Annotated in this window: 13 protein-coding genes; 4 read left to right on the top strand and 9 right to left on the bottom strand. The window is 66.5% G+C overall.

Annotated features, from left to right (window positions below):
• Window positions 1–96 precede the first annotated feature (96 nt).
• Together LK542_RS01390 and LK542_RS01385 are read left to right on the top strand one after the other, a co-directional pair.
• Entirely contained in the window at window positions 97–1713 is a 1617-nt protein-coding gene (locus tag LK542_RS01390) for an NAD(P)/FAD-dependent oxidoreductase (RefSeq protein ID WP_227800211.1), read from the top strand.
• 53 nt (window positions 1714–1766) lie between these two features.
• Window positions 1767–2564: an EamA family transporter gene (locus LK542_RS01385; RefSeq protein ID WP_227810798.1), complete on the top strand. Its 798-nt coding sequence runs from the start codon at window positions 1767–1769 to the stop codon at window positions 2562–2564.
• 123 nt (window positions 2565–2687) lie between these two features.
• On the opposite strand, the gene corA is transcribed toward LK542_RS01385, so the two are convergent.
• The 5 genes from corA to glnA form a co-directional block, all read right to left on the bottom strand.
• The gene (gene corA / locus LK542_RS01380) at window positions 2688–3656 is read right to left on the bottom strand and encodes a magnesium/cobalt transporter CorA (protein ID WP_227800210.1); all 969 of its coding nucleotides are present in this window, start codon (window positions 3654–3656) and stop codon (window positions 2688–2690) included.
• A 147-nt stretch (window positions 3657–3803) separates the two neighbouring features.
• A complete protein-coding gene (gene ntrC, locus LK542_RS01375; protein ID WP_227810522.1) occupies window positions 3804–5270 on the bottom strand; it encodes a nitrogen regulation protein NR(I) in 1467 nt (488 codons plus the stop codon).
• 62 nt (window positions 5271–5332) lie between these two features.
• Window positions 5333–6406: a nitrogen regulation protein NR(II) gene (glnL, locus tag LK542_RS01370; RefSeq protein ID WP_227800208.1), complete on the bottom strand. Its 1074-nt coding sequence runs from the start codon at window positions 6404–6406 to the stop codon at window positions 5333–5335.
• Window positions 6403–6891: a DUF4124 domain-containing protein gene (locus LK542_RS01365; RefSeq protein ID WP_227810521.1), complete on the bottom strand. Its 489-nt coding sequence runs from the start codon at window positions 6889–6891 to the stop codon at window positions 6403–6405. The genes glnL and LK542_RS01365 overlap by 4 nt, the downstream gene beginning before the upstream one ends.
• Window positions 6892–7086: 195 nt before the next feature.
• The gene (gene glnA, locus LK542_RS01360; RefSeq protein ID WP_227800206.1) at window positions 7087–8502 is read right to left on the bottom strand and encodes a type I glutamate--ammonia ligase; all 1416 of its coding nucleotides are present in this window, start codon (window positions 8500–8502) and stop codon (window positions 7087–7089) included.
• Between the two features lie 294 nt (window positions 8503–8796).
• Between glnA and LK542_RS01355 the strand changes: the two genes are divergently transcribed.
• Window positions 8797–9255 carry a rhodanese-like domain-containing protein gene (locus LK542_RS01355; RefSeq protein ID WP_227810520.1) on the top strand — a complete coding sequence of 153 codons (459 nt, stop codon included), beginning with the start codon at window positions 8797–8799 and terminating at the stop codon, window positions 9253–9255.
• Window positions 9256–9259: 4 nt separating this feature from the next.
• Window positions 9260–10012, top strand: coding sequence for a sulfite exporter TauE/SafE family protein (locus tag LK542_RS01350; protein WP_227800204.1), 753 nt, complete (start codon window positions 9260–9262; stop codon window positions 10010–10012).
• A gap of 4 nt (window positions 10013–10016) precedes the next feature.
• Here LK542_RS01350 and LK542_RS01345 read toward each other — a convergent pair whose 3' ends face one another.
• From LK542_RS01345 to LK542_RS01325, 4 genes are all read right to left on the bottom strand, one after another.
• Window positions 10017–11966 carry a CocE/NonD family hydrolase gene (locus LK542_RS01345; RefSeq protein WP_267877529.1) on the bottom strand — a complete coding sequence of 650 codons (1950 nt, stop codon included), beginning with the start codon at window positions 11964–11966 and terminating at the stop codon, window positions 10017–10019.
• A gap of 58 nt (window positions 11967–12024) precedes the next feature.
• Window positions 12025–13377 carry a TAXI family TRAP transporter solute-binding subunit gene (locus LK542_RS01335; protein ID WP_227810519.1) on the bottom strand — a complete coding sequence of 451 codons (1353 nt, stop codon included), beginning with the start codon at window positions 13375–13377 and terminating at the stop codon, window positions 12025–12027.
• Between the two features lie 35 nt (window positions 13378–13412).
• Window positions 13413–16694: a transglycosylase domain-containing protein gene (locus LK542_RS01330; protein ID WP_227810518.1), complete on the bottom strand. Its 3282-nt coding sequence runs from the start codon at window positions 16692–16694 to the stop codon at window positions 13413–13415.
• 258 nt (window positions 16695–16952) lie between these two features.
• On the bottom strand, window positions 16953–17729 hold the full coding sequence (locus LK542_RS01325) for a molybdopterin-binding protein (protein WP_227810517.1): 777 nt from the start codon (window positions 17727–17729) through the stop codon (window positions 16953–16955).
• Window positions 17730–17791: the final 62 nt, after the last annotated feature.

Genomic DNA, 17791 nt, shown 5'->3' with positions numbered 1-17791 from the left:
TTCTAGGCCGAGCTCGCGATGGGCATTCCAGCCTTGTCTCCAGTAAAATAGCGGCTTTGCCTCGTCCCTCTTGTTGCATTGCCAGCAACCACAACCATGATCCGAATCAGCGAACTCAAACTCCCCCTCAACCATCCGGAACCCGCCCTGCGCGAAGCCATCCTGGCGAAGCTCGGCATCGCCGACAAGGACCTGATCGACTTCAGCGTCTTCAAGCGCAGCTATGACGCGCGCAAGAAGTCCGCCATCGTGCTGATCTACCAGATCGACGCCGAGGTGCGCAACGAAGCCGCGGTGCTGGCGCGCCTGGCAAAAGACCAGTACGTCGGCCCCTCGCCCGACACCAGCTACAGGTTCGTCACCACCAGCAAACCGGCGCCCGGCATGCCGCGCCCGGTCGTGGTCGGCATGGGGCCCTGCGGCATGTTCGTGGCCCTGATCCTGGCCCAGATGGGCCTGAACCCGCTGGTGCTGGAACGCGGCAAGATCGTGCGCGAGCGCACCGTCGACACCTTCGGCTTCTGGCGCAAGCGCAAGCTCAACACCGAATCGAACGTGCAGTTCGGCGAAGGCGGCGCCGGCACCTTCTCGGACGGCAAGCTGTACAGCCAGATCAAGGACCCGAAGCACTACGGCCGCAAGGTGCTGACCGAGTTCGTCAAGGCCGGCGCGCCGGAAGAGATCCTGTACGTCAGCAAGCCGCACATCGGTACCTTCCGCCTGGTGAAGATGGTGGAGCAGATCCGCGCCGAGATCATCGAGCTGGGCGGCGAGATCCGCTTCGAGACCCGCGTCGACGACATCTATGTGAGCGAAGAGAACGGGGTGCGCCAGGTCCAGGGCGTGCGCCTGTCGAACGGCGAAGAGATCCCGACCCGCCACCTGGTGATGGCGATCGGCCACAGCGCGCGCGACACCTTCGAGCTGCTGTACGAGCGCGGCGTCTACATCGAAGCCAAGCCGTTCTCGATCGGCTTCCGGGTCGAGCACCCGCAGTCGCTGATCGACGTGTGCCGCTTCGGCCCGAACGCCGGCAACGCGTTGCTGGGCGCGGCCGACTACAAGATCGTGCACCACGCCTCCAACGGCCGCTCCGTGTACAGCTTCTGCATGTGCCCGGGCGGCACCGTGGTGGCGGCGTCGAGCGAAGAAGGCCGCGTCGTCACCAACGGCATGAGCCAGTACTCGCGCGCCGAGCGCAATGCCAACAGCGCCATCGTGGTCGGCATCACCCCCGAGGACTACCCGGGGCATCCGCTGGCCGGCATCGCCTTCCAGCGCGAGCTGGAGTCGCGTGCCTATGTGCTGGGCGGGTCCAACTACGATGCGCCGGGCCAGCTGATGGGCGACTTCGTGCGCGGCGTGGCCTCGAAGGAGTTCGGTTCGGTGGTCCCGTCCTTCAAGCCGGCGGTGCACCTGACCGACCTGGCGCCTTCGCTGCCCGACTACGCCATTCTCGCGATGCGCGAAGCCTTCGTCGCTTTTGACAAGCAGATCAAGGGCTACTACAAGGAAGACGCGGTGCTGACCGGCGTCGAAACCCGCACCTCCTCGCCGATCCGCATCAAGCGCAACGACGGCGACCTGCAAAGCCTGAACACGCGCGGCCTGTTCCCGGCCGGCGAAGGCGCGGGCTACGCCGGCGGCATCATGTCGGCGGCGGTGGACGGCATCCGCGTGGCGGAAGCCGTGGCCCTGTCGCTGACCGCGTGAAAACGCCCGCCGCCGGTCCGACGCTCGCCCCCGGCCTCGCGATCCTGGCCTCGATGGTGTCGGTGAATCTTGGTGCCGCCTGGGCCAAGGGACTGTTCCCGCTGGTCGGCGCCGCCGGCGTGACCGCGGTGCGGGTGGGGCTGGCGGCGGCCATCATGCTGGCCATCGTGCGCCCCTGGCGCACGCTCCCGCAGCGGCGCGACGCCCTCAACCTGCTGGTCTACGGCCTGATGCTGGGCTGCATGAACCTGTTGATCTACGCCGCGTTCGCGCGCATCCCGATCGGCATCGCGGTCGCGATCGAGGTGGTCGGCCCGCTGGGCGTGGTGGTACTGTCCTCGCGCCGCGCGCGCGACTTCGGCTGGGTGCTGCTGGCGGGCCTCGGCCTGTGGCTGCTGGCGCCGGTACACGAAGGTGTTCCACCACTCGATCCGCTCGGGGTGGCCTATGCGCTGGGCGCGGCCTTCTGCTGGGCGATGTACATCGTGTTCGGCAAGCGTGTCTCGACCATGGATGGCGGCTACGCGGTGGCCTGGGGCATGCTGGCGGCGGCCCTGTTCGCGGTGCCGGTCGGGGCGGTGCAGGCCGGGGGCGCGCTGCTGCTGCCCGCCGTGCTGGCGGGCGGACTGGCGGTGGCGGTGCTTTCCAGCGCCCTGCCCTATTCGCTCGAGATGGCGGCGCTGGCGCGCCTGCCGCGGCGCGTGTTCGGCATCCTGGTCAGCGCCGGACCGGCCTTCGCGGCGCTGGCCGGCTACATCGTGCTGGGCGAGCGCCTCACCGGCATGCAGTGGCTGGCGATCCTGCTCGTCATCCTGGCCTGCGGCGGTGCTGCCGCCACCGCTCGCAAGTAGGGTGGGCGGGTCTCCCGCCCACGCGGTATCGTTATCGGATGCTTCACACGATGCGATGATCTCGCCGCCGGTCGAACGCGCGGGCGGGAATGTAGTCCACTGGACTACATTCCCCCGCCCACCCTACAGCCAGCCCGCCTTCTTGAAGCGCCGGTACAGGTAGAAGCACACGCCGGCCATCACGCACAAGGCCATCGGATAGCCGTACTTCCACTTCAGCTCGGGCATGAACTCGAAGTTCATGCCCCAGATCCCCGCAAAGGCCGTGAACACGGCGAAGATCGCCGCATACGAAGCCAGCTTCTTGCTGATGTCGTTCTCTTCGATCGCCACCATCGACAGGGTCACCTGGATCGCGGTGTTGATGGTGTCGCGCACGGTATCCAGGCGCCCGAGGATGCGTAGCAGGTGGTCGTGCACGTCGCGCAGGTAGTCCTGGGTCTCGACCACCACTTCCGGCACGCGGCCGCCGTGCAGGCGTCCGATCGCGTCCATCAGCGGCACCACCGCGTGGCGCAGTACTTGCGACTTGCGCTTGAGGGCGTACAGGCGCTCGATGTTGCCGCGCTGCCCGCCCGTCTGGCCGAAGATGTGGTCCTCAATGGATTCCAGCTCGGATTCGAGCATGTCCACCACCGGAAAATAGCGGTCGACCACGGCGTCGACCAGCGCATACAGCACGAAGCCGGAGCCCTTGCGCAGCTGGTGCGGTTCGCGCTCGGCGCGCGCACGCACGCCCAGGAAGCCGCGGTTGGCGTCGCGCCGCACCGACAGCACGTAATTCGGCCCGGCGAAGATGGCCAGCTCGCCGGCGCTCATCTCGTCGCCATTGAGTTCGACGATGTGCAGGGTCATAAAGACGCAGTCGCCGTATTCCTCCATCTTGGGGCGCTGGTGGCCGCGCGCGGCGTCTTCGACGGCCAGCTCGTGCAGGTTGAATTCTTCCTGCATGGTGGCGATCTCGGCCGCGTCCGGGTCGCGCAGGGCGACCCAGACGAAGGTTTCGGGGAGCTTCAGGTATTCGCTGATGTCGGCGACGGGGATGTCCGACAGCTTCTTGCCTTCCTGGTAGGCGACACAGTTGATCAGCATGGACGGTGGTGTAAGCGCATGATGCGTCAGCTTACACCATTGCTAAGCGCGCCCGACAAAACCCCGAGGGCAAGGCGCACCGTCGAAGACAGTACGCCAGTACGGCGAGACGATGCAACGCAGCCATCGGGGGAATTGTCGGGCGCGCTACTCGTCCCGTGCGCCATCTATCCCAAGCTCGACGATCTTGCGCGTGATGGTGTTGCGGCCGATCCCCAGCCGGATCGCGGCGTCGTTCTTGCGTCCGTGGGTGTGCTTGAGCGCGGTCTTGATCAGGGCCGATTCGAACTGGCGCCCGAGCGTGTCCATCACATCCATCTGGCCGGCGCCGAGCATGCCGGCGGCCTGCAGTTCGAGCAGCGCGATCCAGCCGTCGGGTGCAGCCGCCGCCGACACGGCCGCAGGCACCGGAGCAGGCGCGCCGGCCAGGCCCGGATCCTGAAGCGTCGACGGCGCGGGCGAGCCCTGGGTCAGGTCGCGCGGCAGGTCCTTCACCTCGACGGTCTGGCCGGGCGCCATCACGGTGATCCAGTTGCACAGGTTTTCCAGCTGGCGCACATTGCCCGGCAACTCCAGGCCGGCCAAGAAACGCATCGCCGGTTCGGACAGGCGCTTCGGTTCGACGCCCAATTGGCGTGCACTCTGCACCAGGAAGTGGCGCGCCAGGATCGGGATGTCGTCGCTGCGTTCGCGCAGGGAAGGCAGGCGCAGGCGGATCACGTTCAGGCGGTGGTAGAGGTCTTCGCGAAACAGGCCGTCGCGCACGCGCTGTTCCAGGTTCTGGTGGGTGGCGGCGATCACACGCACATTGGCCTTGACCGGCTGGTGTCCGCCGACGCGGTAGAAGTGGCCGTCCGACAGCACCCGCAGAAGTCGCGTCTGCAGATCGAAGGGCATATCGCCGATCTCGTCGAGGAACAGGGTGCCGTTCTCGGCCTGCTCGAAGCGGCCGCGCCGCATCGCCTGGGCGCCGGTGAAGGCGCCGCGCTCGTGGCCGAACAGTTCCGATTCCAGCAGGTCCTTCGGAATCGCCGCCGTGTTCAGCGCAATGAAGGGCTGCGCGGCGCGCGGGCTGTGCTTGTGCAGGGCGCGCGCCACCAGCTCCTTGCCGGTGCCGCTCTCGCCGGTGATCAGGACCGTCACGTTGGACTGCGACAGGCGGCCGATCGCCCGGAACACTTCCTGCATCGCCGGCGCATGGCCCAGGATCTCGGGCGTCTCCGCGGGCGCCGCTTCGACGCTGGCTTCGCGCAGGCTTTCTTCCAGCGCGCGCCGGATCAGGGCGACGGCCTTGTCGATGTCGAAGGGCTTGGCGAGATAATCGAAGGCGCCGCCCTGGAACGAGGCGACCGCCGAATCGAGGTCGGAAAACGCGGTGATGATGATGACCGGCAGGCCGGGATGGCGCGCCTTGACCGCCTGCAGCAGTTCGATGCCGGATTCGCCCGGCATGCGGATGTCCGACACCAGCACCTGCGGGGTGTCGTGCTCGAAAGCGGCCAGCGCGTCTTGCGCGTTGGCGAAGCTGCGGGTCTCCAGGCTTTCGCGCGCCAGCGCCTTTTCCAGCACCCAGCGGATCGATGCGTCGTCGTCGACAATCCAGATTGGTTTCATGTATTCGTGGTTCCCGCAATATGGATGGTTCGGGGACTCACGGCGGACCCCGCCTCACCCGCTTATGGCAGGGGGAGCAGGATCCGGAAATCCGTCAGTCCAGGCCGGCTTTCGCACTCGATCACACCCAGGTGCTGCTGCACGAAGGTCTGCGCCAGCGTCAACCCGAGGCCGCTGCCGCCTTCGCGCCCGGACACGAGCGGATAGAAGATGCGGTCGCGGATCTCGGGTGCGATGCCCGGTCCATTGTCGATGATATGCAAATCTAATGCCAGCCCGTAGCGGACCTTCGCCAGGGTGACCTGGCGCGCCACCCGGGTGCGCAGCACGATCTCGGCGTCGCCCGCCGCGATGCGCCCTTTCAGGGCCTGGGCGGCGTTGTGGGCGATGTTCAGCACCACCTGGATCAGCTGCTCCATGTCGCCCCTGAACTCGGGGATCGAGGCGTCGTAGTCGCGCCGGATGCTGAGGCCCGCGGGGAATTCGGCCAGGATCAGGCTGCGCACGCGCTCGCACACTTCGTGGATGTTGACGTCGCCGACGATGTGCGGCTTGCGGTGCGGCGCCAGCAGGCGGTCGACCAGGGTCTGGAGGCGATCGGCCTCCTTGATGATCACCTGGGTGTATTCCTTCAGGTCGGCCGGATGCTGCGGCGGCAGCTCGAGTTCGAGCAGCTGGGCCGCGCCGCGGATGCCGCCCAGCGGGTTCTTGATCTCGTGCGCCAGGTTGCGGATCAGTTCCTTGTTGGCCTGGCTCTGGTCGAGGATGCGCTCTTCGCGGTCGAGCTTGAGCTGCTGGACGTTCTCGCGCATCTCGAGCAGGAGCTCGCCCTCCCCCAGCGCGCTGACACTGGTGATGACGTGCAGCGGCTCGCGTCCGCTGCGCTGCAGGCTGAGGTCCTGGCGCAGGTCGGCATACTGGTGGGCCAGGGCCTGGGCGCACAGCGCCGCCAGCTCCTGGCCGTTGGCGAACAGCTCGGGCAGCGGCGCGCGCTGCAGCGACTTGAGCGAGAGTTCGAGCAGGTTCTCGGCGGCCGGGTTCGCGTAGCGCACCTCGCCCGCGGGCCCGAGCAGCAGCACGCTCGAGGCCAGCAGGTCCAGGCCTGCGTAGCGGGACGAAGGCGCGCCGGGATTCATCGGATGTTGCTGATCTCGCGCTGCAGCGCTTCGATGTTGCGCTCGGTGCGGCCGATCTCGTCGCGCATCGAGGCGACTCGCTCCTGGTACTTGGCGTAGTTGCGCTCGTTGCCCTGGCGCTCGGGCTCGCCGTTGTTGAAGTCGCGGCGCAGCTCAAGCAGTTTCTTCTGCTCGATCCGCAGTTCGTCGTTCAGGATTTCGCGGCGGTCGTCGTCGCGTGCGCGCTGCTGGGCGCCGTCCACGCGTGGAAAGCTGGCCGGCGTGGCGGCGGCGCTGGCGGCCTGCTGCGGGCTCATGGGGCGCACGGCCGGGATCGGCGCCGAGGCGCGCGGCGGCGCCGGCGGCGCATAGCCCGGCAGGTCGAGGGCCTTGCATCCCTTGCGGGCGCTGTCGGTGAATTCGACGCGGCCCTGGTCGTCCACACATTTGTAGACGGCGCCCTGGGCCTGTGCGCCGTTATGGAGCGCCAGACCGGCAAGCACCATTGTCAAGGCTCGGAAGAGGCTAATTGTCTTTCGCATCAGAAATCGGTCTGCACAATAAACGTGCACGTATTGTAGAACGGGCCGAGTGTACAGCAAGCATGAAAAAAGGCGGGGAAAGCCTTCGCTTTCCCCGCCTTTGTTACCGACGCTTACGCCGCTTGACGCACGTGCGCAACGGTTCTGTTGTGCTTCTGATTACGACGAGTAGTACATGTCGAATTCGGCCGGGTGCGGGGTCATGCGCATGCGCTGCACTTCCTGCATCTTCAGCTCGATGTAGGCGTCGATCATGCTGTCGCTGAACACGCCGCCGCGGGTCAGGAACTCGCGGTCATTGTTCAGGGCGTCCAGCGCCTCTTCCAGCGAGGAGCACACCGTCGGGATCAGCTTGTCTTCTTCCGGCGGCAGGTGGTACAGGTCCTTGGTCGCGGCTTCGCCCGGGTGGATCTTGTTCTGGATGCCGTCCAGGCCCGCCATCAGCAGCGCGGCGAAGCACAGGTAGACGTTGGCCAGCGGGTCCGGGAAGCGGGTCTCGATGCGGCGGCCCTTCGGGTTTGCCACGTGCGGGATGCGGATCGAGGCCGAGCGGTTACGGGCCGAGTAGGCCAGCTTGACCGGGGCTTCGTAGCCCGGCACCAGGCGCTTGTACGAGTTGGTGCCCGGGTTGGTGATCGCGTTCAGCGCGCGTGCGTGCTTGATGATGCCGCCAATGTAGAACAGCGCGTTTTCCGACAGGCCGGCATAGCCGTCGCCGGCGAACAGGTTCTTGCCGTCCTTCCAGATCGACTGGTGCACGTGCATGCCCGAGCCGTTATCGCCGTTCATCGGCTTCGGCATGAAGGTCGCGGTCTTGCCGTAGCTGTGGGCCACGTTCCAGATCACGTACTTCATGTTCTGGGTCCAGTCGGCGCGCTCGACCAGGGTCGAGAACTTGGTGCCGATTTCGTTCTGGCCGGCGCCGGCCACTTCGTGGTGGTGCACTTCGACCGGGATGCCCATCGATTCGAGGATCAGGCACATTTCCGAGCGCATGTCCTGGAAGCTGTCGACCGGCGGGACCGGGAAGTAGCCGCCCTTGACGGTCGGACGGTGGCCGCTGTTGCCGCCTTCGATTTCCTTGTCGGTCGACCACGAAGCCTCATCGGAGTCGATCTTGACGAAGCAACCCGACATGTCGATCTTCCAGCGGACCGAGTCGAAGATGAAGAATTCCGGTTCCGGGCCGAAGAAGGCGGTGTCGCCGATGCCGGTCGATTTCAGGTAGGCTTCGGCGCGCTTGGCGATCGAGCGCGGGTCGCGGTCGTAGCCCTTGCCGTCCGACGGTTCGATCACGTCGCACTGCATGAACAGCGTGGTCTCTTCCATGAAGGGGTCGAGGTTGGCGGTGCTCGGGTCCGGCAGCAGCAGCATGTCGGAGGCTTCGATGCCCTTCCAGCCGGCGATCGACGAACCGTCGAAGGCGTGGCCCGACTCGAACTTGTCTTCGTCGAAGTGCGACACGGGGACGGTCACGTGCTGCTCCTTGCCGCGGGTGTCGGCGAAGCGCAGGTCAACGAATTTCACTTCGTTGTCTTTGATGAGTTGAATTACGTCTGCAGCCGTCTTTGCCATTCGTATCTCCTGATTGAAAAGGGGGTGTCGCACCGGAAGAGCCTCACGGCGCGACAACTTGCCGTACTTTAAAGCATGAAGCGTGCCAACCCGGCGTTATGAGTAAATGCACAATGCTTCGTTGGAATCCGCTCGTATTCCAGCCTAAAATCGCTTGTCACCATCCCTGTGCACCGTTGTGCATACGCACCAAAACAGTGCGGGAATGGTGGCCATGCACCATTGCAGCGCAGGATACACCGAACCAAGTTGGTGCAATGCTTTTTCTTTTGCTTATTTCCGCGGACCCAGACCATGACCACTCTTGACTCCATCCTCGCCCAGGCCCGTGAGCGCGCCGCCGGCCAGCCCTATGCCGGCGCCGTCACGCCCGAGGAAGCCTTCGCGCTCCTGCAAAGCGATCCGCGCGTGAAACTGGTCGATGTGCGCACCAATGCCGAGCGCGACTGGGTCGGCCGCGTGGCGATTCCCGAGGCCCAGCACGTCGCGGTGCAGTGGGCCACCTACCCCGGCGGTGCGCCGAATCCCGCATTCGGTGCGCAACTGGAGCAACTGGCGCGCAAGGACGAGGTGCTGCTGTTTCTGTGCCGCTCGGGCGTGCGCTCGCGCCACAGCGCGCGCGTGGCCACCGAGCACGGCTTTTCCGAGTCCTACGACATCCTGGAAGGCTTCGAGGGCGACCGCGATGCAGAAGGCCATCGCAAGACCATCGGCGGCTGGTGCAAGGCCGGCCTGCCCTGGATAGGCGCTTGATCGTTTGCTGGATGTATTACTGAACCTCGGCCTGGGGGCTCTGCTCGGCCTGGTGGGCGGCCTGCTGGGCATCGGCGGCGGGCTGATCGCGATTCCCGTGCTGGGTCTGCTGTACGGCATGGACCAGCAGCTGGCGCAAGGGACGGCGCTGGTGATGATCGCCCCGAACGTCCTGATCGGCTTTTACCGCTACCACCAGAAGCATCCCGTCGACCTGCGCGCGGTGGCCTCGATGGCCCTGTTTTCCATGGTCGCCACCTGGTTCGCGGCCCGCTTCGCAACCGGCCTCGATCCGCGCACCCTGCATGTCGCGTTTGCCCTGTTCCTGGTGGCGCTGGCCCTGTATTTCGGCTTCCTGAGCAGGCATGTGCCGGCCGCGCCCGAGAAAGCGCAGGCGATGCCGCGCGCTGCCCTGCCCCTGCTCGGCATCGCCTGCGGCCTGATGTCGGGCGTGTTCACGATCGGCGGCGGCCTGGTGATCGTGCCGGCCCTGGTCAGCCTGTTCGGCATGCAGCAGACCCGCGCCCAGGGCATGGCGCTGGCGCTGGTGGTGCCAAGTTCTCTCGTTGCGCTGTTCGGCTACGCGCAGGGCGGCCACGTCGACTGGGCTACCGGCGTGCCGCTGGCGCTGGGCGGCATCGCGACCGTCTCGCTGGGGGTGAAGCTGGCGCACCGGTTTGCGCCGGCGCGCCTGCGGCTGCTGTTCTGCCTGGTCCTGCTGGGGACCGCGGCGACGATGTTGCTGTCGCCGCGCTGAGCCATCACTGCGCCGGCATCACCATCAGCTGCAGCCCGGAAGCCGCGCCGGGCGCGCGGTAGACGCGCTGCGTCGCCTTGCGGAAGTCTTCCGGTGTCGCCTTCGGGATGTGGGTGAAGGTCTGGGGATTGAGGTCGATCAGCGGGAACCACGAGCTCTGCACCTGCACCATGATGCGGTGGCCGCGGCGGAAGGTGTGGTTCACTTCGCCGATATCGAAGGAGAGCGCTTCCTGCTTGCCCGGGGTGAAGGGCTCGGGCTTCTCGAAGCTGTTCCGGAACTTGCCGCGCAGCGGATTGCCGCGCACCAACTGCTGGAAGCCGCCCAGGTTCACGCTCGGCGGGCCGACGTCGTTGCCTTTGCGATCGGCCGCAGGCGTTGGGTATTCGCTCGGATACACGTCGATCAGCTTGACCACCCAGTCGGCGTCGGTGCCGGTGGTCGACACGAACAGTTTCGGCACGACGGAGCCCACCACCGTCACGTCTTCTTCCAGCACCGCGCTCTGGTAGACCAGCACGTCGGGACGGGTGGCGGCGAAGCGCTGGTCCGAGACCATGTATTCGCGCGGCACGCCGGTGGCCGGGTAGCCGATGAAGGGCACGGGCTTGCGCGGATCGGCCACGTATTCGTCATACCCGGCGCCGCTTGCGGCCGGCTGCTGCCAGCCCAATGTGCCGTTCGGGCCGAAGTACAGTGTGCGCGCCCTGGCGGGCGCCGGCGGCCAGGCCGCGTAGCTGCGCCACACATTGGTGCCGGTCTCGAAGGCGTTCACGTTCGGCAGCGCACGGGCCGGCTTCACGCCTTTCAGGTGCTGCTCGAAGAAGGGGAACTGGATCTCGCGGCGGAAGTATTCGCTGGTCTTGGCATCGAAACTCACGTGACCCAGGCGCGCGCCGTCGCTCCTGGCCCAGCCGCCATGCACCCAGGGACCGATCACGAGCGAATTCGGCGTGGCAGGGTTGTATTTGCCGACCGCCTTGTAGATCGCGAACGGGCCGGCCGGGTCTTCGGCGTCGAACCAGCCGCCCACCGTGAGCACCGCCGCTTTCACGTTCTTCATGTGCGGCGTGATCGCGCGCGAGCGCCAGAACGCATCATAGGTGTCGTGCTCGATGGTCGGCACCAGGAGGGTGCGCTGCTCTTCACTGAGGCTGGCCAGGATGTTCGACATCGTCAGGCGCTTCAGGAAGAAATCGTAGGCATCCGCTTCGCCATACTCGAAGCGCGAGCGCTCCTTGTTGCCCACGGTCGGATTCTGCTGCGGCAGGAAGGACGAGTAAAAGTCGAAGTTCGCCGACAGCATGAAGGCGCCGCCGTGGTAGGAGTCGTCGCCCATGTACAGGTCGGCGATCGGCGCCTGCGGCGAAGCGGCCTTGATCGCCGGGTGCGAGTCGATGATGCTGGCGGCCGTGTAGAAGCCCGGGTAGCTGATGCCCCAGATGCCGACGCGGCCGTTGTTGTTCGGGATGTGCTTGAGCAGCCATTCGACGGTGTCGTGCATGTCCTCGCTTTCCTGGCCCTCCCCTTTGGCGCGCTTCGCCTTGGCGTGCGGGGTCATCTCCTGCCAGCTGCCTTCGGACATGTAGCGGCCGCGCACGTCCTGGGTCACGAAGATGTAGCCGGAGTCTTCCAGCTCGCGCGAGGGGCTGAGCGCCTCGGGGAACCAGTCCACGCCGTAGCGCCGCTCGCCATCGGCGAACACGCCGGCGCTGTAGGGCGTGCGCTGCACCAGGAAGGGGTAGGTTTTGGCGCCGTCCTTCGGCACGTACACCGTGGTGAACAGCCTGACGCCGTCGCGCATCGGGATGCGGTATTCGTACTTGGTATAGGCTTCGCGCGGATTGCGCTTCTGGGCGGGGGCGTCGGCGTGGGCGTTGGCGCTGGCCTGCGCGCCGGCGCTGCAGGCCAGCAGCACGCCCAGCGCGAGGGCGGAGAACGGACGGCGGATCATGACTTCCTTCGGATGGCGGACAAAGAGCGCCAGTGTAATCCGTTTGCGCCGGCCTTTGCTACTTCGTCAAGGGCGGGGTGGCGAAGCCATTGCGGTCGATGGTGCCGCGCACCCGCTCGCGCACGAAGTTGATGTGGCTGCGCAGGCGGTACAGTTCTTCCGCATAGGCGAGCGGGATCGAGATGTGGTTGACCCGTTCCTCGATCTCGTCGAGGCGGTGCAGCAGGCCCTCGCGTGCCGCCTCGCGTTCTTCCGGTGCGATCGCTTCCAGTTCCTGCTCCACCTTGCGCAGCTCGCCGTACCAACGATACACGCGCGAACGCACGCGCCACACGTAGATCGGCGGGACGATCTTCGACAGCGGGATCAGGAGCGCCGCCAATGCGACCGCCACCACCCACAAGCGCTCGAACAGGTTGGCCAGCCAGAAGCGCATGTAGCGCTGCATGAAGGGCGGGCCGTCGCGGTAGTAGCGCGCGGCCTCGCGCGCCACCGGGATCTCGGTGTATTTCGGCGAGGGGAACTGGCCCTGCTGCTGGAACCAGCCGGCCTTGCCGTGGATCTCGCCGGCCGACTTCACCAGCAGGCCCACCAGGGCCGGATGCAGGTCTTCCCTTGCCACCAGCGTGGCGGTGGGCGCGATCAGGTGGTAGTCCTGCGACGGGATGTCGCGCCCGAGGTCGACGATCCCGCGCGGCAGCACCACGTGGGTCAGGAAAGGCAGGCGCCGGGTGTAGGCGTCGGCCTGGGTGAAGTTGAACAGCCTGATGCCGGGCGTCTGCAGCAGCATCTGGATCAGCGGCGCTTCCGGCGCGGAGCTGAACACCAGGCCGTCGATGCGGCCGGCCAGCAGTTCCACCGTCGCCGGCGTGTTTTCCAGCGCGCCGATCTTCAACTGGGCGGGTTCGACGCCGTTGGCATCGAGCACCTGGCGGAACAGGCGCGGCACGCCGGTGCCTTCCGGGCCCAGGTTGATGCGTTTGCCCTTCAGGTCGGTCAGGTGGCTTACCTTGGCCTCTTCGCGCAGGAACAGCCACACCGGTTCGGTGAACAGGCTGCCGAGCGAGACCAGCCCTGCCCGCGCGGCCTGGCCGTCGCTGGTCGAGCCGCTCTGCACGAAGGCGATGTCGGCCCGGCCCTCGATCAGGCGCTGCAGGTTTTCGTGGGAACCGAGCGAGGGCTGCAGCTGCAGCGTGATGTCGTCGCGCGCCAGCAGTTCGGCGTACTGGCGGCCGAATTCCTGGTAGGCGCTGTTGAACTGGCCGGTGGCCATGCTGAGGCGGCGCGGCGGCGCCGGGTCGACCCAGAGGTAGGCCAGCACCGCCACCGCGATCGCCGCCAGCAGGGTCGGTCCGCTGGCGACCAGCAGGTCGCGCAGGGACACGAAGCTGAACTGGCGCACCCGCGTCATGGCGCGCCGCACTGCCGTACCCGAAACGCCGGGTTTCAACGCACGCACTGACGCTGGGCGGCCACGCTGCCCGCAGGCGGTTCGATCATCGGCATCAGGCTCGGGGCCAGGTTCGCCAGCAGCTGCACCGGCAGCGCGCTGGTAAAGTCGTAGTTGCCGGCCTGCGGGCCGTGCACATAGGCGGTCATGCTGCCGAAGTAGCGCTCGCCGATGTTGAAGACAAAGGTCGCCGAGCGGTTCACGTAGCGCGACTCGATCACGCGGCCGCCGCGCGCATACACCTCGAAGCGCTGGTCGCCGGTACCGGTCTTGCCGCCAACGGCGATCACGCTGCCGTCGGACTGGGTGAAGGCGGTCTTCACGCGCTTGGCGGTGCCGTCGCTGACCACGCCCTGGATGGCGTCGGCCACGGTACGGGCGACTTCAGGCGACAGGACCTGCTCCTTGCCGCCGCCCTTGCTGCGCTTGACCAGGGTCTCGTACGGCGTGTCCTTGGCGAAGTGCAGCGAGTCGATGCGCTCCACGGGCTTGCGCACGCCGCCGTTGACGATGATGCCCATCAGCTCGGCCAGCGCGGCCGGACGGTCAGCCGAGGCGCCCAGCGTGGTGGCGTAGGACGGCACCAGCGAATCGAAGGGGTAGCCCATCTTCTTCCACTGCGCGTGGATCTTGAGGAAGGCTTCCACCTCGATCAGGCCGGCGATGCGCTTGTCCTGGGCGTGCTTGCGGTGGGTCTTGAACAGCCAGGAATACACTTCCTGGCGCTCCTTGACGCTGGCGTCGGTGACTTCGGTCCAGCCGGCCTTCGGATGGGTGATCAGGTAGCCCGCCAGCCACAGTTCGAGGGGGTGCACCGAGGCCACGTAGCCGCGGTCGGCCAGCGACATGTTCTTCGGATCGTACATCTCGTACATCTTCGGAATGCGGTCCGGATCCATGTCGACCGAATCCGGCAGGGCCTTGTCGACGAAGGCGCCGAACTGCTCCAGCGTCGCCTTCGGGAACACGGTGCGGTGCGCGGCAGCCAGCTTCGAGGCCATCGGGCGGATGCCGGAGAACAGCAGGCTTTCGACCTCGGCAGGGGTCTTGCCCTTGTACTTGTTCCAGAACTTGGCCATGAAGACCTTGCCCTCGTTGTCGGCGAAGCGCGCCAGGTACATCTGGCGGCGCGGGTCGTCGGCGTCGGCCAGCAGCTTGGCCGAGGAACCCGGCAGCTGGAACATGTAGTAGCGCACCACGTCGCGCATCATGCGCACGAACACGAGGTTGGTCGAATTGCGCAGCGCTTCGGTCACCGTCATGATCTTGCTGTTATCCAGCTTGCTGAAGTTGCCGAAGGTGTGCAGGCCGCCGCCGGTGAAGAAGGCTTCGCCCGGGTTGGCCGAGTACTTGCGCTCCATCGCGGCGGCCAGCATCGGCTTGAGGCCACGGTCGGCGCCGTCCGGCAGCTGCTGGAAGTATTCCACCGCCCACTGCGACATGCGGTCTTTCGGATCGACTTCCACGCCCATCAGGCCAATCTTGTCCATCGGCTCGTAGCGCTTGTGCAGCTGGTCGACGATGTCCAGGTAGGTCACCAGGGTACGCAGCTTGGCGGTCGAACCCAGGTCGAGCTTGGCGCCTTCGTTGATGTCGAGCGGCTGGTCGTAGTTGTCGGTCTGGACCCGCAGGTAGTTCACGTGCTCGCCGCGCTCCATCAGGGTGAAGCTGTACACCACCTGGGCCGGGTCGCCGTTGCCGAGCAGGCCCTTGCCGGTCAGGCCGGCTTCTTTCGCGTGTTCGGCGTCCGACAGCTGGCGCAGCGCCGCGGTGACGGCCTGCTGCACGCCGGCGTCGAGGGTCGAGACCACCGACAGGTCGAGGCGGTCGACGTTGTACAGGCGCGAGTCGCCCACCAGATATCCGAGGTGGTTGCGCACCGCATTCGCGGCCTTGCGCGACACAAAGGCGTCGGCGCCCGGCGCGGCCACACCCGAGGCCTGGGACGGGTGCAGCTGGACCTTGAGCGCGGCGTCGCGCAGCTGCGGCGAGATCACCCCGGTCTGGGCCAGCACGCGCAGGTGGCTGTTGGTGAGGGTTTCGAGGTCATGCTCGCCGTCGCCCAGGTAATAGGCCGGGCGGCGCTGCGCGATCATCAGCGACAGCGCTTCCTTGTAGGCGGTGACCGCTTCCTGGCTGTCCATCGGGCCGCGCAGCATCTTGCTGGTCTTGTCGAAGTCGCGCCCGTACCAGACCCACATGCCGTCGCCGATGCCGTTGACCTCGCCGTAGCCCGGCTTGGCCGACAGCGGCACGGTATTCAGGTAGTCGAGCACGATCTGGCGCCGCGCCTTGGTGGTGTCTTCGCCGTCCTGGTAGGCGCGCAGCGTGGCCGAGGCCATCTGGATGATCTTGTCGCCCAGCGAGCCGGTACGGCCTTCGGCCGAATGGCGGTATTTCTCGATCTGGGTCGCGAGCGTGGAGCCGCCCGCCACGCGGCCGGTGCCGCCCAGGCCGACGCTGCTCAGGGTCTTGTCGAACACCGCTTTCGAGAATCGGTCCCATTCGACCGCCGGGTTGCGGCGCGGGTAGGCCGGGTCGAGCAGTTCGCGGTTCTCGATGAACAGCAGGCTTTGCACCAGCAGCGGCGGCGCGTCGTCGAACTTGTGATAGAAGCGCTCGGGGAAGCGCGACGCGAACAGCGGCTGCGCGCGGCAGTCGAGGATCTCGAGGCCGACCTTGGTCTTCTCGTGGTAGGTGGCGTACAGGCCGCGGTCGGCCATCGCGATCATCTGCGGCGACATGCGCGCCTGTGCCTCGATGAAGTAGCCGCGCGACTGCAGTTTCTGCAGGTAGGCCGGCATGCTGGCGTAGCCCAGGCGGGTGTCGTAGGGGCTGGCAGCCGGGAAGCGGATCGCGTTGCTGGGGCCCTTGTCCATGCGGTAGGTCAGCTCGCTGGCCATGTCGGCGAAGATCATCGCCTGCAGGCGCGAGGTGCGCATCTCGAGCGCGCCCCAGGCGCCCAGCAGCACCAGGAAGATCAGGAGGCCGAGGTAGAAATAGGGCTTGAAACGGCGCTTGCGCGGCGCCGGTTCGGGGGTGCGCTCGGGACCGCCCTCGGGTTCCGGCGGCACGGGCGCGCCGGACGGCCGGTCCGGCGCGCCGGCACCGCCGCCTGCCGCCAGATGCGGATAGGCTTCGTACAGGGGAACGTCGTTGCCGCCCGCGGATGCGAATACGGGCGCGGTGCCGGCCATGGCTTGGGCGGGACGCCCGAGCCAGCTGCCGACTACCTGAAATAAATTACTTGGCCGCATATTGCGGCGAATACTTTCCATGATGGCTCAACCGGTTTGAATCAATACGTGCTCAATCCCCGCCAACCTGCCCGCCATCCTTGCCTGCCTTTTCGAGTGATGTTGGGTCCTCGCCAGTCTGCAAAAATGCGCGGCGCAAACTCACTCAGGATTGCACCTCCACAGGTATCATTCCACCACATCAATACGACACGCGCGAGACACCGTTTAACAAATTTGATGCGCGCGAAGTATTTTCGCAAAAAAACAACGGCTGAGTTAGCAGGACGGCATGTCGTCCTACAACACCTCGAATTCGGCGCCGCGGCTCTGCAGTTCGGCCTGCATCGCCCCGAAGGCCGGCTCCACTTGCGCAGGCGCGCCCTTCACGCCCAGCTCGATGTGGCGGCGGGTCTGGGCGTCGCCCACGCTCGGCAGGCTGAACACCCGCAGGCCGGGATAGTCGCGCTCCAGCGCCTCCATCATCGGGGTGAGGTCGGCCTCTCCCTGTTCATAAACGAGCAGGGAGCGCTCCAGGTGCACAGCCGCGTGAAATAAGTGGGCGTAGTGGGTGTCCAGCACCCATTCGATCATCGGCCAGGCCATCACCGGAAAGCCCGGCACGAAGTGGTGGTCGCCGACCGTGAAGCCGGCAATGCGGTTGTACGGATTAGGAACCAGGCCGGCTCCTTGCGGGAACTCGGCCATCTTGAGGCGCTGCAGGTTCTCGGGCGCGTTCATGTCGGCATCAAGGCCAGCGGTCTCGCGGATGCGCTCCTCGATGTTCAGGCGCCCTTCGGGATGCAGCACCAGCGGCAGCCCGAGCGCCGCGGCCGCGCACTGGCGCGTGTGGTCGTCCGGCGTGGCGCCGATGCCGCCGCAGGAGAACACGATGTCGCTGCCCGCGAAGCTGCGCTGCAGCAGCGCCGTCAGGCGCCTTGGGTCGTCGCCCACGAATTCGGCCCAGGCCAGCTGCAGGCCGCGCGCGCCGAGCAGTTCGACCACTTTCGAAAAATGCTTGTCCTGGCGCCTGCCGGACAGGATCTCGTCGCCGATGACGATCAGGCCAAATCCCATATGAGCTTCTCCTTCTTCATGTTCAGGCCAGTGTGCCACAGGACAGGCAAATACCTGTGAAG

The organism is Massilia sp. IC2-477 (assembly GCF_020707265.1).
GTDB lineage: Bacteria > Pseudomonadota > Gammaproteobacteria > Burkholderiales > Burkholderiaceae_D > Telluria.
This window is presented reverse-complemented; position numbering and strand designations above follow the sequence as displayed.

Coding starts and splice junctions, on each gene's coding strand:
- ntrC (WP_227810522.1), bottom strand. CDS start 5,270: ATGAAACCAATCTGGATTGTCGACGACGACGCATCGATCCGCTGGGTG.
- LK542_RS01335 (WP_227810519.1), bottom strand. CDS start 13,377: ATGACGCGGGTGCGCCAGTTCAGCTTCGTGTCCCTGCGCGACCTGCTG.
- LK542_RS01365 (WP_227810521.1), bottom strand. CDS start 6,891: ATGGTGCTTGCCGGTCTGGCGCTCCATAACGGCGCACAGGCCCAGGGC.
- LK542_RS01325 (WP_227810517.1), bottom strand. CDS start 17,729: ATGGGATTTGGCCTGATCGTCATCGGCGACGAGATCCTGTCCGGCAGG.
- glnA (WP_227800206.1), bottom strand. CDS start 8,502: ATGGCAAAGACGGCTGCAGACGTAATTCAACTCATCAAAGACAACGAA.
- LK542_RS01345 (WP_267877529.1), bottom strand. CDS start 11,966: ATGATCCGCCGTCCGTTCTCCGCCCTCGCGCTGGGCGTGCTGCTGGCC.
- corA (WP_227800210.1), bottom strand. CDS start 3,656: ATGCTGATCAACTGTGTCGCCTACCAGGAAGGCAAGAAGCTGTCGGAC.
- LK542_RS01390 (WP_227800211.1), top strand. CDS start 97: ATGATCCGAATCAGCGAACTCAAACTCCCCCTCAACCATCCGGAACCC.
- LK542_RS01355 (WP_227810520.1), top strand. CDS start 8,797: ATGACCACTCTTGACTCCATCCTCGCCCAGGCCCGTGAGCGCGCCGCC.
- LK542_RS01330 (WP_227810518.1), bottom strand. CDS start 16,694: ATGGAAAGTATTCGCCGCAATATGCGGCCAAGTAATTTATTTCAGGTA.
- glnL (WP_227800208.1), bottom strand. CDS start 6,406: ATGAATCCCGGCGCGCCTTCGTCCCGCTACGCAGGCCTGGACCTGCTG.
- LK542_RS01385 (WP_227810798.1), top strand. CDS start 1,767: ATGGTGTCGGTGAATCTTGGTGCCGCCTGGGCCAAGGGACTGTTCCCG.